We start from the raw sequence: 15,536 nt of genomic DNA, 5'->3' as shown, positions 1-15,536 counted from the left end.
ATGTACATAATCCCGACAATCGAGAGCTGCAACAGTTTGCTAGACTTTCTGTCGAGTGAGATTCCTTTCAATAGGTTTCAAATAATAAATCAGAGAAATTAGAAGAAGACACGCATAATATCATTCCAAGTCACAGCAATCATCAAGACGACCATAACCACCACTCCGGCAAGTGTGATGTAGCTTTCGACTTCTTGTTTGAGAGGTTTTCTGCGAATAGCTTCGATGAGGTTCATGACAATTTTTCCGCCGTCCAAAGCCGGAATCGGAATCAAATTGAAAATCCCCAAGTTAATAGACAAGCTAGCAAGGAGCAGGAGCACCGAGTCAAAGCCGTTTTGAGCAGCTTGTGAGCTGACATTAAAGATGGCAACGGGTCCGCCCAATTTATTGATATCAAAACGTGCGATGAGATTTTTCAGAGCCTTGATAACCGTCAAAGCCGTATCACCAGTTTGTAGCAAGGCACCTGTCACTTTATCAAGGAAGCCTGTTTTTAAGCTCGGGGAAACACCCAGATAATAGTTGCTTCCTGATTTTTTGGTCTTAACCGCAAGTTCCTTTTCTTGTCCCCCATGCTGCACGACCAGTGCCAATGTCGGGGCTGCTTTAGCATCCTTTGTCGCCTCAGCAACGGTATTGGCAATTTCAGTGTAATTGGCCGTCTTTTGTCCTTCGATAGACAAAATCTTATCACCAGATACAACTCCAGCAGCCTGCAGAGCTCCGCCTTCGACTACCGAAATGGTATTTGTCGACGGGTTGGCAACACCACCCTGCATGAAGATTAAGAGTAGAAAAGCCACAAATCCAAGAATGAAATTATTCATAGGACCTGCAAAGTTTGTGATGAGGCGTCCCCAGATAGAAGCATTTTGGTACTGGACGTCTAGCGGTGCAATCCGCACTTCCGTTCCATCCTCTTCGATGATAGTCGCGTCGTGATCCACCTTGTAAGTCCGACTTTCTTCGAGCACCAGGCCAATGATTTCCAGCTTGTCTTCAAAGTCAAAGCTCATCACATTCATGGGAAGGCTATTATCTGCCACTTGCTTTCCAGATAGATTGATACGGGTCACCACACCATTTTGGTCCAAGGTCAAGCTGGCAGGCGTTCCGGTTTTGATTTCTGTCGTGTCTTCGCCCCAGCCCGCCATACGAACATAACCACCGAGAGGCAAGATACGGATGGTGTAGGCTGTTCCGTCTTTGCCGATATGGGAAAAGATTTTCGGGCCCATTCCAATCGCAAATTCACGCACGAGGATTCCTGATTTTTTTGCAAAATAGAAATGCCCAAATTCATGAACGATAACGATAACACCAAAGATAAAAATAAATGCAATAAGTCCCTTCATAGATTCTCCTTAAAATAAACCAAAGAAATGCATGATTGGGAAGACAAACATCATACTATCAAAACGGTCCAAAATACCACCGTGTCCAGGAATTAACTTTCCTGAATCCTTCACACCAAAATGACGTTTGATGGCACTTTCCACCAAGTCTCCGAATTGACCAAATACTGAGAAAATCGCTACCAAGAAGAGCATGGTTACAAAGGAATGACCCGCCATCACTGTCTTATCAACCAGCATGTAAATCACGGATACAACCACTGCTGACGCAATTCCGCCAAGAAAACCTTCAACTGTTTTATTGGGTGAAACCTTAGGCATCAATTTGCGACGACCAATCTGACGGCCAATCATATAAGCACCGATATCCGTCGCCCACACGATAAAGAGGGCAAACAAGACCTTCCCGAAACTATCCATACGAGCTGAAATCAGGTTGTGAAAACCAATTCCGACATAAAAACTAGAGGCAATCGGAAACACGACTTGTGAGTAATCATATTTCCCAATATTAAAGACTGTTGATCCCAAAAGCAAGAAGACAATAATGGCAAAAGCTGTGTAGCTACCATCTGTCGGCAAAAATGGAATATAATCCTGCATAGGTAAGGTCAAAACCAAGGCACCCAGCATAGCCAACATACCTTCGATAGAATTGGGAGCCAGACCATGCATTTTAATCAATTCAGAGGTTCCAATCATGGCCAGTAAACCGATTAAGAGTTGGAAGGGAACTCCTCCCATCAACAAGAAGGGGATAAAAATAGCCAGGGCAATCCCCCCAAATACAACACGTTTTTGTAAATCCTTAGACATCCTTCTTCTCCTTAAATCCCACCAAACCGACGGTGACGACGATTGTACTCTAAAATAGCAGCCTGCAAGGCTTTCTCATCAAAATCCGGCCAGGCAATATCTGTAAAATAAAGTTCACTATAGGCTGTTTGCCAAGGTAAAAAATTACTAAGTCTAAGCTCACCACTCGTCCGAATCACCAAGTCCGGATCACGATATTTTGCTGGTAAAACACCAGTGTAGAGATAATCCGCGATGACTTTTTCGTCAATATCTCCCGGATTAAACTTAGCATCCAAAATATCTTGAGCAATCATCCGCATAGCCTGAGCCAACTCATCACGTCCACCGTAATTTAAGGCAAAATTCAAAATCAAACCAGTATTGTGCTTGGTTTTTTCTTCTGCTTTAAACAAGGCATCTTTCGTTGCTTCCGGCAAACGACAATGGTCTCCAATCATCTGAATTTTAACATTATTTGCATGCAATTCAGGGACATACTTGTCATAAAATTCAACTGGCAAATTCATGATGAACTTGACTTCTTTTTCAGGACGCGTCCAGTTTTCAGTTGAAAAGGCGTAGACCGTCAGTACACGTACACCCATATCTGAAGCAGCTTTTGTGACAATCTGCAAGGCATCCATTCCAGCTTTGTGCCCCATAACACGTGGTTGCAAGCGTTTCTTTGCCCACCGACCATTTCCATCCATAATAATGGCAATATGTTTCGGCACTTCAAGAGCAGCCCGTATTTTTTCTTTTTTCTTATTAAACCCAAAGGTAAACATAGCATTTCCTCTATAATATAATCATTTTATTATATCATACTTCCAACAAATGAACAAAACCGCTACTTGCCAAGAGCGCAAAGAAAATCACCCAACATTCGTCAGGTGATTCTCTAGGAGATTTATGAAGAGATACATAGCTGTTATTGCTTTAGCAATTTACAGATATGGATACCGACTTTGTCGGTGAAAATTTTAGGATTGAACTTAGTATATAAGGACAAGCTTAATCTTTTCTGAAGAATTTCTAAAAGAAAACTGAAACGGACAATCATACAAATAACAAAGAAAGACAGCCCAACCGAGCCACCTTTCAGGAGATATATGAAAAAGATGTATTTATTTTATAGCTTTTCCCTTAAAGAAATCTTAAACTTTCTTAAGGAAAGAAAATACAAAAACGCCCACCGAAATACATTGTCTGCAATGGTAGCAATCCATACCCCTGCTAACCCCAGGAACCAGACCCGAGTCAAGACATAGCCAAGGCCAATCCGAACCACCCACATGCCCAAACTTGTAGCATAAAAAGGAAGTTTGGCGTTCCCATAACCTTGCCAAAAAGCGGTATAAATCAAGGTCCCTGCAGTAGCAGGAATCCCTAAAAATGAATACAGAGTCACGAGCAAGCTCGCCTTTATCGCTACCTGATCAGTCGTGTAAAAACCTGTCAACCACGGTCCTAAAAAGAAAATCAGACAAGACGTCACAGCCATTAAACCCAGTGCCAAAAGAAAACTCCAACGAATGATAGCGGCTACCTCTTCTTCCTTTCCCTGTCCACGCGCATTGGCCACCAGGATGACCGTCGCTGTTGCAATCCCCATCCCGGGCATATAATTAAACTGGATCAAGGTCTCCCCAATCGCATTTCCAGCGACCACCGCTGTCCCCAAGGATACAATCAAGGCGACAATCACAACATCTCCCGCCCGCATCATCAGACGCTCACCAGCAGCAGGCAAGGCCAATTCTACCAAGTCGCGATGAATGTTAAAAAAGAGCTTGTCTGGCTTTATCGGCAACTGTCGCCATAAAATCGCAACAGCCAACGCACGCGCTAGCAAGGTTCCGATGGCTACACCCACGACACCACCTTTGAAAACAAATACAAACACTGCCGACAAAACAACATTGATTACATTGCTCAGAAGACTGACATACATGGGCAATTGTGCATGCCCGCTCGCCCTCAAAATGCTCCCCAGACTCGTCATCAGCCCCAAGAAAATAATCCCACCACCTACCAGTGCTAGGTAAAGACCGCCTACTCGAGCCACATCCGCATCCGTCCCAAGGAGCAGCAATAGACGCTCTCCCCCGACAATAGACAGCAGCCCCAGAACAAGACTCACTAGAAATGTCAAAAAGAGAGCTTGACCCGCTTGACCCGCTAACTGTTCTTGGTCTTTCTGGCCATATTTTTGTGCTACTAGAGCTGAAATGGCCGCCCCAAAAGCAAGAAAAATGGCTTGATAAATACTGAGGATGTTATTAGCAACCGAGACGCCTGAAATCGTGGCTAGACCCAAAAAGGCAACCAAGTAGCCATCTACCATTCCCATCAACATCTGTAGAAAATTTTCCGCCATGACTGGCAATGCCAGCTGTAAAATCTTTCTTATCTGCACTACAACTCCCATTCTATCAAAAATGAGGCCCAAGCTTCCACCCAGACCCCTATTTTATTTTAAGCCAAGATAGGCTTCCACTTCAGCCTGCATCTCTCTTGTTTCCACCACCGTCGTGTGACGAACTGGAGCATTTTCTAAACCGCGCACGGCAAGAGGTTGCGCCACTCCCGATACAGTTTCCAATTCAGCAACTGCCGCAAAATCATCCGCCGGATTTTGTCCTGTAATAGACTCAACTACCACCCGAGGGAATTTATAGGGACTGGCTGTAGACGCAATCAAGGTCGGAGTCTCGTCACCAGTTTCTACACGATAGGCACGATAAACTGCTGAGGCAACTGCTGTATGTGGATCTTCCACGTAGTCCGCCTCATCAAATACTTGCTTCATCTCACGAGCCGTCGCAGCTTCGCTAGCATAACCAGCAGCAAATAAATCTAGAATTTCTTGATCCACTTGCGGCAAGCTGTACTCCCCGTTTTCAGACAAGGAAGTCATCAATTCTTTAGTAGCAGCTGCATCGTTGCCCACCAAATGGAAAATCAAGCGTTCCAAGTTTGATGAAACCAAGATATCCATAGACGGACTAGTCGTCACCTTGAATTCTCGTTTTTTATCATAAGTTCCTGTCGCAAAGAAGTCTGTCAAGACCTTATTTTCATTTGAAGCACAGATCAACTTGTGGACTGGCAGACCGATTTGGCGAGCGTAGTAGGCTGCCAAGATATTGCCAAAATTCCCTGTTGGGACAGTGATGTTTATTTTCTCTCCCGCGCGAATGACTCCTGACTTGACCATCTGAGCATAGGCATAAACATAGTAAACCACCTGTGGCACCAAGCGACCAACATTCATGGAGTTGGCCGATGAGAACTGAGCCCCATTTGCCAAGAGCTTAGCCCGTAAAGCCTCGTCGTTAAACATCCGCTTGACATCTGTCTGGGCATCATCAAAGTTCCCTCTGATCGCCACTACATGCGTATTGTCACCCGTCTGGGTCGTCATCTGCAATTCTTGAATCTTGCTGACTGCACCGTCTGGATAAAAGACGATAATTTCTGTTCCTGGGACATCCGCAAATCCAGCCATAGCTGCTTTTCCAGTATCGCCCGAAGTCGCTGTCAAAATGACAATTTTATTGTCCACTCCTTGCTTTTTCGCCGATGTAGTCAAAAGATAAGGCAGAATAGACAGGGCCATGTCCTTGAAAGCAATGGTTGACCCGTGGAACAACTCCAAATTGTAATGTTGCCCAACTTTGACAACTGGTGCAATGACCGGTGTATCAAACTTTTCATCATAAGCATGTGAGATACAATAATCCAGCTCTTCTTCCGTGAAATCATCCAAAAAAGCAGACAAAACCAGCTTTGCCACTTCTTGATAAGAAGCATTTTGCAACTGATTAAAATCCAACTGAACTTCTGGTAGGCTGGTTGGGGTGAAGAGACCACCATCTGTTGCCAAACCTTGTAAAATCGCCTGACTGGCTGTTACTTTATTGTTTTCATCACGAGTTGATTGATAGACCAATGTCATATATGCACCTCTTCCACTTCATTTTTTCTATTGTACCATAAAATGTCAGAAAATTTATAAAAATTCACAAAAAGCACCTATAAACAGGTGCTTTCTTTTATTTATCCAAAACAAACTTGTATTCTTTTTTCCCCTCAAAGGTCAATTTGTCCCCTGAACGGTTGTATTTACTGAAGCTGAAATTTTCAAGACCCACTTTTTTCCCATCTGAGCTACCTGAGATGATATGCAGGAGTTGATTCACTTGCCCCGCTGCTTCACTAGCAGTTACCATACCTGTCTTGCTATCAAATTTTGCTCCTTCCTTTTCTGCATTTTGGAGGATGCTTTTATTGAACTCTTCAATAGCTTTTTCTTCTGTCGGGAATAGAGCTTTGATCGTTTTTTCATACTCTGCACCATACCCTTGCTTCAAGACTTCCTCTTTTGAAACATTGTACTGAGAAGCCGTCTTCTCTGCCTCAGCTAAAATATTTTGGTACTCTTTTTCGACCATTTTTGTGTAAGCTGTCCCAAAAGCTGTGCTATCCACTTTGTAGGCTACTGTAATAGTTACTTTCTTGTCTTTTACGGCCAAGGTAACTTGTGGGTCTTTGAACAAATCCGTGGGTTTGAGCCCGATTTCTGAAAAATCACCCGTTTCTTTCGTCAATGTGGTCATCAATTCTTTTTCCAAGGATGGGCTGCGCCAAGTCCCTGAAATGTCACCTGAGTTATACCAAAAAGCTGTTCCCGCCCCGATACAAATCACGACTGCCGCAAGAATTCCTAAAATCCACTTGAGAGGGCTCTTTTTCTTTGCCAGCTCTTGTGTTACTTCGTTTTCCATATTTTCCATCATATTCTCCTCATTTTTTATGATGAGTTTATTATAGCATATTTAAAAAACAAAAACCTCTACTTTTAAGTAGAGGCCTTGTTACCTTACGTTTTGCAACGCTTGGTGGGGAACTAAATAATATTAGAGAATCGAAATTTATTTGCGACGTCCTGGACGTTCTGCGTAACCGTAGTATGCATCTGCCATGATTTCTTCCATGTCTGCAACCATTGGCAAGCGTGGGTTAGCTGGTGAACATTGGTCTTCGTAAGCAAGAAGAGCAATTTCATGCAAGCTATCTTTCCATACTTTTTCATCAATACCTTGGTCTTTGAAGTTCATCTTGATACCAACAGCAACACCGAGGTCATAAACAGCTTTGGCGTACGCTTCAACCGCTTCTTCTGGAGTTGAGCAAGGAAGGCCTAACATACGAGCGATGTCTTGGAATTTTTCATCTGCTTTCCAGTAGTTGTATTTAGGCCATGTAGTCGTCTTAGATGGGCGAGTACCGTTGTAACGGATAACGTATGGAAGCAAGATTGCGTTTGTACGTCCGTGAACAGTATGGTGAACCCCACCAATCTTATGAGCCATTGAGTGACTCATACCAAGGAAGGCGTTGGCGAAGGCCATACCAGCCATTGTAGAGGCGTTATGCATTTTTTCGCGTGCTTCAGGGTCAGACTCAAGAACTGATTTTTTGAGATACTGGAAGACCAGTTTGATGGCTTGAAGGGCAATACCGTCAGTATAGTCGTTGGCAAAGTTAGAAGTATAAGCTTCAGTTGCGTGAGTCAATACGTCCATACCAGTATCGGCGGCGATAAAGCCAGGTACTGATTCAACCAAGGCTGGGTCTACGATAGCAATCGTTGGTGTCAAAGCGTAGTCAGCAAGTGGGTATTTACGGTTGTTTGCTTTGTCAGAAACAACGGCAAATGGTGTTACCTCTGACCCTGTACCAGATGTAGTTGGGATACCAATGTATTTAGCTTTCTTACCAAGTGCTGGGAATTTGAAGGCACGTTTACGGATATCCATGAATTTTTGAACGAGGTCGCCAAAGTCTACTTCTGGTTGTTCGTAGAACATCCACATACCTTTAGCAGCATCCATTGGTGAACCACCACCAAGAGCGATGATTGTATCTGGTTCAAATTGACGCATCACTTCTGTACCACGACGGATTGTTGTGATGTCTGGATCTGGTTCAACATCTGAGAAGACTTGAACAGTTACCTTGTTCTTACGAAGGTTCAATTGGTCAATAACACGTTGCACAAATCCAAGTTTTTCAATAGATTTGTCAGTGACAATCATAACACGTTCAATGCCTTCACATGTTTGGAGGTATTGGATTGAGTTACGTTCGAAATAGATTTTTGAAGGAACTTTAAACCATTGCATATTATTTCTACGTTTCCCTACTTTCTTGATGTTAAGAAGGTTGATAGCAGATACGTTATCACCAACTGAGTTGCGTCCATATGAACCACATCCAAGTGTCAATGATGGCAAGAATGCGTTGTAAACGTCACCGATACCACCAAATGTAGAAGGTGAATTCCAGATGATACGCATTGCTTTCATTTCAGTACCGAAACGTTTTGCAAGAGCTTCGTCTTTTGTATGGATAGCAGCTGAGTGACCAAGACCATTGAACTCAACCATTTGACGTGCTTTTTTAAGACCGTCTTCTGTATCTTCAGCTTTCAAGACTGCGATAACTGGAGACAATTTTTCACGAGTAAGTGGCTCTTTTTCACCAACTTCAGCACATTCGGCAGCCAAGATGTTTGTTCCTTCAGGAACTGTAAATCCTGCTTGCTCTGCAATCCAAGCTGCTGGTTTACCAACGATGTTTGGATTCAATTTAGCGCCTGCACAGTTCTTGCTTGTTCCTTTTACGCCAAAGCAGAATTCTTCAAGAAGAGCTTTTTCTTTTTTGTTTACAAAGTAAGTTTTGTAAGATTTGAATTCAGCAACAAATTCGTCATAGATTTCTTTGTCGATGATAACCGCTTGTTCAGACGCACAAACCATACCGTTGTCAAATGATTTAGACATAACGATATCGTGAGCTGCTTGACGGATGTCAGCTGATTTTTCAACATAGGCAGGAACGTTACCTGCACCTACACCAAGGGCTGGTTTCCCACATGAGTAAGCTGCACGCACCATGGCATTACCACCAGTCGCAAGGATTGTTGCGATACCGTCGTGGTTCATAAGAGCATTTGTAGCTTCAATAGATGGTTCAGAAATCCATTGGATACAGTTTTCAGGAGCACCTGCTGCAATAGCCGCATCACGAACGATTTGAGCTGCGTGAGCTGAAGATTCTTGAGCTGATGGGTGGAAACCAAATACGATTGGATTACGTGTTTTAAGGGCAATCAATGATTTGAAGATTGCTGTAGATGTTGGGTTAGTTGTTGGTGTTACCCCACAAATGACACCGACTGGTTCAGCAATTTTTGTCAATCCTGTGATTGGGTCATCTTCGATAACGCCTACTGTCTTCACACCACGCATGTTATTCACAACATGTTCACAGGCAAAGAGGTTTTTAGTTGCTTTGTCTTCAAAAACACCGCGTCCTGTTTCACGAACAGCATGTTCTGCCAAGATACCATGTGCATCAAGGGCAGCTACAGAAGCCTTTGCCACAATGTAGTCTACTTGCTCTTGATTGAGTTTACGGAACTCGTCAAGGGCAACAAGACCTTTTTGTACCAATTCGTCTACGTGAGCTTGTGCAGCTTGTAATTTTTCTTCAGGTGATACTGTTTTATCAGCCATTTGGGTTTCCTCCAAAATTATTTTCCCGTTAACTTTATTCTTGTTAACTTTTTCACAATTATATTGTACACCTTTTCATTGCCTTTGTAAAGCGTTTGTTAAATATTTCACAAAATCATTCCAAAAACTTTGTGAAACTTCTCTCAAAACATTGACTAGGCTTTACTTTTTATTTTGACATTGTGATTTTTTTCTCAAAGTTTTTTTATTTCACAAATGAACAAACTCCTGAAATAGAAAAAATACAGGGAAATCCCTGTATTTTAATTTATTTTTTCAAGCACACTTGCTAAGTCGGATGTGATTTCTTCAAAACTAGCTTCGATTTCTTGTCGGGTGCTGTTGTTTTTAATGGTCACACGACCGGCTTCGACTTCGCTTTCACCCAAGGTTAGGATAAAGCGGGCTTTGAAGCTGTCTGCTGATTTGAATTGGGCTTTGATTTTGCGTCCGAGAACGTCACGTTCTGCGTTAAATCCTTGCTGGCGTACAGCTTGCACCAATTCCAAGGCTTTCGCATTTGCTGCATCTCCCAAGACAGCAATGTAGAGATCCATCTCCTCATCAACTGGAAGAGCAATTCCTTGCTTGTCCAAGACCAACAAGAGGCGCTCCAGACCGAGTCCAAATCCAAATCCTGGTGTTTCTGGTCCACCGAAATACTCAACCAATCCATCATAGCGACCGCCTGCACAAATGGTCAACTCGGTCTTATCAACCTGAGCCATGAATTCAAAAATCGTATGGTTATAATAGTCCAGACCACGCACCATATTGGTATCAATCACATAAGGAATCTGTAGAGTCTCTAACATACCACGTACAGCATCAAAATGCGCTCGGCTCTCTTCATCTAGATAATCCAAGATAGATGGTGCATTCTCAACCGCAATCTTATCTTCCTTTTCCTTAGAGTCCAAAACGCGCAATGGATTTTCATCTAAGCGACGCTGACTGTCTTTTGAAAGTGACTCACGCATCGGTATCAAATAGTCAATCAAAGCCTGACGGTAGGCTGCACGAGTTGCACTAGAACCCAAGGTATTCAGGTGGAGTGTGATATCTTTGATGCCTAAGTCATTGAAAAGTTGGTAAGCCATGGCAATAGTTTCCACATCAGTTGCTGGATTTTTTGAGCCAAAAGCCTCTACACCAACTTGGTGGAATTCACGTAAACGACCAGCTTGCGGACGTTCATAACGAAACATAGAGCCGATATAATAGAGCTTAACTGGTTTTTGAACCTCAGGTGCAAAAAATTTGTTCTCTACAAATGAACGCACAACCGGTGCAGTTCCTTCCGGACGAAGGGTAATGTGGCGCTCTCCCTTATCGTAGAAATCATACATTTCCTTGGTTACAATATCTGTCGTATCCCCTACAGAACGGCTAATCACTTCGTAGTGCTCAAACATGGGCGTACGGATTTCCCCATAATTGTACTTTTTAAAGGTATCACGTACAACTTGTTCCACATATTGCCACTTGGCAGCTTCCTGCGGTAAGATATCCTGTGTCCCTTTTGGTTTTTGTAATTTCATTTGCTATCCTCTCCTAAACTATTTTCTATATTTTATCATAAAAATGACAGAGCTGATAGATGACTAGCCTTTAAAGCCCCTCTTTTCACTTCTTCCCCTTTCCTTTTCTTCTATAAAATGTTCAAATCGTCCACCCTGACCTTCAAAGGTTTCAAATATAACACCCCGCTTGTAGTAACTCCAAAACTCAACAAAGGGCGACAGGAGGAAGATGAAAATCCCTACTTGATTGAAGAGCAGTGCTACAACCATGGTTAACAGGTCTGTCACAGCAATCATGATCATTCGATTTTTGTAAAATTCCTTGATTTTCCCCAGTTGTTCTTGGTGTTCAGCCTTGGCATTTCGTACTGTTAAATTGAGTGTAATCCAACTCATTAGAAAGGCTGTCACAAAGTTAATAAGACCAAAAAATAAAATCGGAACCCATTTTTGGTCAAATTCGACCAACATCTTCGTCGCCAATGGAAAGAGCGACAACATCATATGAGCAATCACATCGCGGGCAAATGCATCATAGGTCACTTCTTCAGCTACACTCATAATTATGGTCCGGCGATACCAAAAATTAAAGATAATTACAAATGATACCAAAAACAATCCCACTGCATAGGCAAAATGCGGAAGGCCAGCCATACTGGTCGGGAGTTTAATTTCCAACACCAAAATAGTCATCACAATTGCGATAATGGCATCGCTCAGCGTATCAAAGCGTTCTTTTAATCGTTTCGTCACAATTTTTCCTCCTAAATCTTAGTCTATCTTACCACTTGCCCTTCAAATTGCAAAATATTTCTCAAAAAAAGTGTCAAGTAACTTTACTTTACAAAAAAAATATGATATTCTATTACAGTTGGTAAAAAAACAAAACTTATACATCGAAAGGAAGACTTAAAAATGGCAGTACCTGCACGTCGCACTTCAAAAGCGAAGAAAAACAAACGTCGCACTCACTACAAAGTAGCAGCTCCAACTGTAAAATTTGACGAAACTACTGGAGATTACTCACGTTCACACCGTGTATCACTGAAAGGATACTACAAAGGACGTAAAATCGAAAAAGCAGCTTCAGCTGAATAATAGAAGGGAGATACCATGCGCGTAAATATTACACTTGAACACAAAGAATCTGGTGAACGCTTGTACCTTACTTCAAAAAACAAACGTAACACTCCAGACCGTCTTCAATTGAAAAAATACTCACCAAAATTGCGTAAACACGTAGTTTTTACTGAAGTTAAATAATTGAAAACAAGAAAAGCCTTGAAACTATTGTTTCTAGGTTTTTTATTTTGCATTTTTAAAACTATCCACCTCCTATCATCGTTGACATTTTCCTTAACCGGCTGTATAATTAACTAGTTAATGATTTGAGATCAATTGTTTTAAAGGAGGGATAGATTTCGATGAAACACAACAAACGATTGTTAGCTGTCATAGGTATTGCCTTAAGTTGCCAGCTAACGTTGACAGCCTGCCAACACCACTCCAATTCTCCTAAAACTGAGCATTCAAAGACTCACAAGGTGGAGAAAAAAGCGTCTAAAGCAAAGACAGAAAAGGCGCAGAAAAAGGAAATTCCTGGAATTGATACGGCGACGGATGATGGTTTTTTATTTAGCAGCGAGTCGCAGATTGAGACAAAAACTGATGAGGGACTTGTCGTCAAGCATGGTAACCACAGTCACTTTTTATTCTACTCTGATTTAAAAGGGACAAAGTGGGATTACCTCGTGCCCAAGGACTATAAGGATAAAAAATCAGCTACAAACAAGACTCAGTCAAGGCAAGTCGGAAACCAATCTGCCAGTCAGACCGGGGACGGCTATGTGTTCAATCCAAAGGATATCGTAGCGGAGGATGCGAATGGCTACACCGTACGCCACGGTGACCACTACCACTACATTTTAAAAAGTAGCCTGAACCAAGCAGGACCAGCTACAGTTTCGCCTTCTCATCAGGCCACACCTATTGCTCCGCAATACCGTCCAACACACGCGGGAAATGGAACGTCGCACCATACCCAGACCGGCACACAGCAGCATAAACCCGCTGGTAAACAAGAATACCCTGGCATCCATTTCGCGACTGACGACCATTTCTTATTTGACGGAAAACATGTCATCGACAAGAATGATTTTGGTCTTTTGGTAGCACACAATGGAAATCGAAACGATATTCATGCCATTCCCTATTACCAACTAGTCAATACCCAGTGGGAAAATTTGATTCCAAAGGAATACCTCGAAAAAGCTAGAGCTGCATACAAAGGTAAGCCTCAGGATAAACCAAACGAACCTGAAAAAACTATTACGCCTATATTTGAACAAAAAATAGAAGAAAAAATCAAAAAAATCATGCAGGAATACGGTTTGAGTCGTGATAAGATTTCCATTGATCAAAAGAAAAACCAAATTCTCTACCCCCATGGAAATCACTTCCACGCTGAACCAATCGATGCTTCCAAACCATTTACTGACCCGTTCGAGCCACAACCTGACTTTATAGATGGTGAAAGTTTTGAAGACCGAAAAGAACGCTTGATAAAAGAATACATGGAGCGTTTCAAAGTCAACCGCGAAGATATCACCGTCGAAGGCAACTACATGAGCGTTCGCCATGGTGACCACGCCCACATTTACAAAATCGACCCACAGTTGCCAGATGATCCAGAAAGGGATGTCAAGACAGAGTCTACCAACTTGGAAGTGGAGAATCAACTGGTCTACGGTCCCTTGTTCACAGAAAATTCTAAAGTGAGTTTGACACGAAAAGGTGTCGTTGACACATTCCATCCAGCTGGTATTAAAAATTTCGTCCTGCTGACATTTAGCACCAATAGTGATTACGGGAATTTTGAAGTTGATGGTAAACAAACAAAACGGGTCTACTATCTGGTCCGCAAAGACCTTAATTGGGAAGATTTGCACATCACGCGTCCTAAAGCCGTCACTCTCAAGGGAAATGTCTTCAAGGGATGGAGCGCCGATCTACCAAAATCAGGAAAAATACCAAGAGAGCACCAAGCCTACTACGTTGACTTTGACCGGGTTAGAAAACAGCCAACAAAAGCTGTCTACACTCCAAATGATGATGTGCGAGATATTGACGTCAGCCACTATGTACCTGTGAAGTACACGACTCTGCTAAACGGCCGCTTGAAATTCGGCGATAAAATTCAGGGCGGTTTCACCTTCTATGTCAACCCTCAACTTACTTGGGCTCAAGCCAAACAAGCGGGACTAGAAGCACCAACTCCAGTTCCTCATAAGAATTACGAATTTATCGAATACCGCAACATCGTCGATGGTAGCGAAGATGAGAATAGCAAGGTTTCAACCATGATTAGCCTAGCAGCCTTCGGCTCTACCGCTCCATACTTAGGACCTTACATCGCAACAAATCCAAATAATCCTACCGACATCCACGATCCGAACAGACACCCAAATTATTATTGGCATGATCCGAAAAATTATGTCGCTGTCGCCTTTAAGATCGACGAAGGAGGACAACTCATTTCTCGTGCCGGTAGAGGACAAACAGTGGTTTACTTGGTACGAAAAGGAATATCTCTGGCCGACGCCAACATCCTACCCCCATTTATCCAAGCAGCCAAGGATTACCAAAGCGCCGTCTTTACAGCGCCAGCCGATTACTACAAACCTGTGACAGAAGATAAGGTCTACCACATGCGTTTAGAAAAGAAAACTGCACCAAAACCAGACAAAGGCTTAACTAAACCAAGTGGGTCGCCAGCCAACGACTTCGCAACGCCTAACAATACTGATAACTCTGTCGGGGCATCGGCTAACGACTTCGCTATGCCTAACAATACCGACAGCTCTGTTGGATCATCGGCTAATGACTTTGCAATGCCTAACAATACTGGCAACTCTGTTGGATCATCGGCTAACGACTTCGCTACACCTAACAACGCTGGCAACTCTGTCGGGGCATCGGCTAACGACTTCGCTACACCTAACAACGCTGGCAACTCTGTTGGATCATCGGCTAACGACTTTGCAATGCCTAACAACACCGACAACTCTGTCGGGGCATCGGCTAATGACTTTGCTAAACCAAGCGGAGAAAATCCATTTTTAGCACCATAGACATAAAATCCACGCGCTAAAAATCACTCAAAAGACCTTGACAAAATGAACTGCCCCCCATTCGTTAGACAAGAAATCTAACGAATGGGGGGCTTTTTCTATGAAATTAAGTTATGAAGATAAGATTCAACTCTATCAATT

12 protein-coding genes are annotated in these 15,536 nt (G+C 42.8%); 3 read left to right on the top strand and 9 right to left on the bottom strand.

Features of this window, described 5'->3' with window-relative positions; translation table 11 throughout:
- Window positions 1–98: 98 nt before the first annotated feature.
- From rseP to ABID27_RS09955, 9 genes are all read right to left on the bottom strand, one after another.
- Entirely contained in the window at window positions 99–1,358 is a 1,260-nt protein-coding gene (rseP, locus tag ABID27_RS09995) for an RIP metalloprotease RseP (RefSeq protein ID WP_253366369.1), read from the bottom strand.
- A gap of 9 nt (window positions 1,359–1,367) precedes the next feature.
- Window positions 1,368–2,174: a phosphatidate cytidylyltransferase gene (locus ABID27_RS09990; RefSeq protein ID WP_354281863.1), complete on the bottom strand. Its 807-nt coding sequence runs from the start codon at window positions 2,172–2,174 to the stop codon at window positions 1,368–1,370.
- 11 nt (window positions 2,175–2,185) lie between these two features.
- The gene (gene uppS / locus ABID27_RS09985; RefSeq protein WP_253366379.1) at window positions 2,186–2,944 is read right to left on the bottom strand and encodes an undecaprenyl pyrophosphate synthase; all 759 of its coding nucleotides are present in this window, start codon (window positions 2,942–2,944) and stop codon (window positions 2,186–2,188) included.
- A 344-nt stretch (window positions 2,945–3,288) separates the two neighbouring features.
- Complete coding sequence (locus tag ABID27_RS09980) at window positions 3,289–4,587, bottom strand: MATE family efflux transporter (RefSeq protein ID WP_354281861.1); 1,299 nt, start codon at window positions 4,585–4,587, stop codon at window positions 3,289–3,291.
- Between the two features lie 42 nt (window positions 4,588–4,629).
- A complete protein-coding gene (thrC, locus tag ABID27_RS09975) occupies window positions 4,630–6,117 on the bottom strand; it encodes a threonine synthase (protein ID WP_253366381.1) in 1,488 nt (495 codons plus the stop codon).
- Between the two features lie 97 nt (window positions 6,118–6,214).
- Complete coding sequence (locus tag ABID27_RS09970) at window positions 6,215–6,958, bottom strand: hypothetical protein (protein ID WP_354281859.1); 744 nt, start codon at window positions 6,956–6,958, stop codon at window positions 6,215–6,217.
- 135 nt (window positions 6,959–7,093) lie between these two features.
- Window positions 7,094–9,742 (bottom strand): bifunctional acetaldehyde-CoA/alcohol dehydrogenase, encoded by a 2,649-nt coding sequence (gene adhE / locus ABID27_RS09965; RefSeq protein WP_354281857.1) that lies wholly within the window; start codon window positions 9,740–9,742, stop codon window positions 7,094–7,096.
- A gap of 263 nt (window positions 9,743–10,005) precedes the next feature.
- Window positions 10,006–11,283 (bottom strand): histidine--tRNA ligase, encoded by a 1,278-nt coding sequence (gene hisS / locus ABID27_RS09960; protein ID WP_253366384.1) that lies wholly within the window; start codon window positions 11,281–11,283, stop codon window positions 10,006–10,008.
- Between the two features lie 63 nt (window positions 11,284–11,346).
- The gene (locus ABID27_RS09955) at window positions 11,347–12,018 is read right to left on the bottom strand and encodes a TMEM175 family protein (RefSeq protein ID WP_354281855.1); all 672 of its coding nucleotides are present in this window, start codon (window positions 12,016–12,018) and stop codon (window positions 11,347–11,349) included.
- Between the two features lie 162 nt (window positions 12,019–12,180).
- On the opposite strand from ABID27_RS09955, the gene rpmF reads away from it, so the two are divergent.
- The 3 genes from rpmF to ABID27_RS09940 all read left to right on the top strand — a co-directional run bounded on the left by rpmF (window position 12,181) and on the right by ABID27_RS09940 (window position 15,395).
- The gene (rpmF, locus tag ABID27_RS09950) at window positions 12,181–12,363 is read left to right on the top strand and encodes a 50S ribosomal protein L32 (RefSeq protein WP_018166715.1); all 183 of its coding nucleotides are present in this window, start codon (window positions 12,181–12,183) and stop codon (window positions 12,361–12,363) included.
- 15 nt (window positions 12,364–12,378) lie between these two features.
- Window positions 12,379–12,528: a 50S ribosomal protein L33 gene (gene rpmG, locus ABID27_RS09945; RefSeq protein WP_001265622.1), complete on the top strand. Its 150-nt coding sequence runs from the start codon at window positions 12,379–12,381 to the stop codon at window positions 12,526–12,528.
- A gap of 161 nt (window positions 12,529–12,689) precedes the next feature.
- On the top strand, window positions 12,690–15,395 hold the full coding sequence (locus tag ABID27_RS09940; protein ID WP_354281853.1) for a pneumococcal-type histidine triad protein: 2,706 nt from the start codon (window positions 12,690–12,692) through the stop codon (window positions 15,393–15,395).
- The last annotated feature ends 141 nt before the right edge of the window (window positions 15,396–15,536 follow it).

Source organism: Streptococcus gallinaceus, from assembly GCF_040545695.1.
GTDB lineage: Bacteria > Bacillota > Bacilli > Lactobacillales > Streptococcaceae > Streptococcus > Streptococcus gallinaceus.
This window is presented reverse-complemented; position numbering and strand designations above follow the sequence as displayed.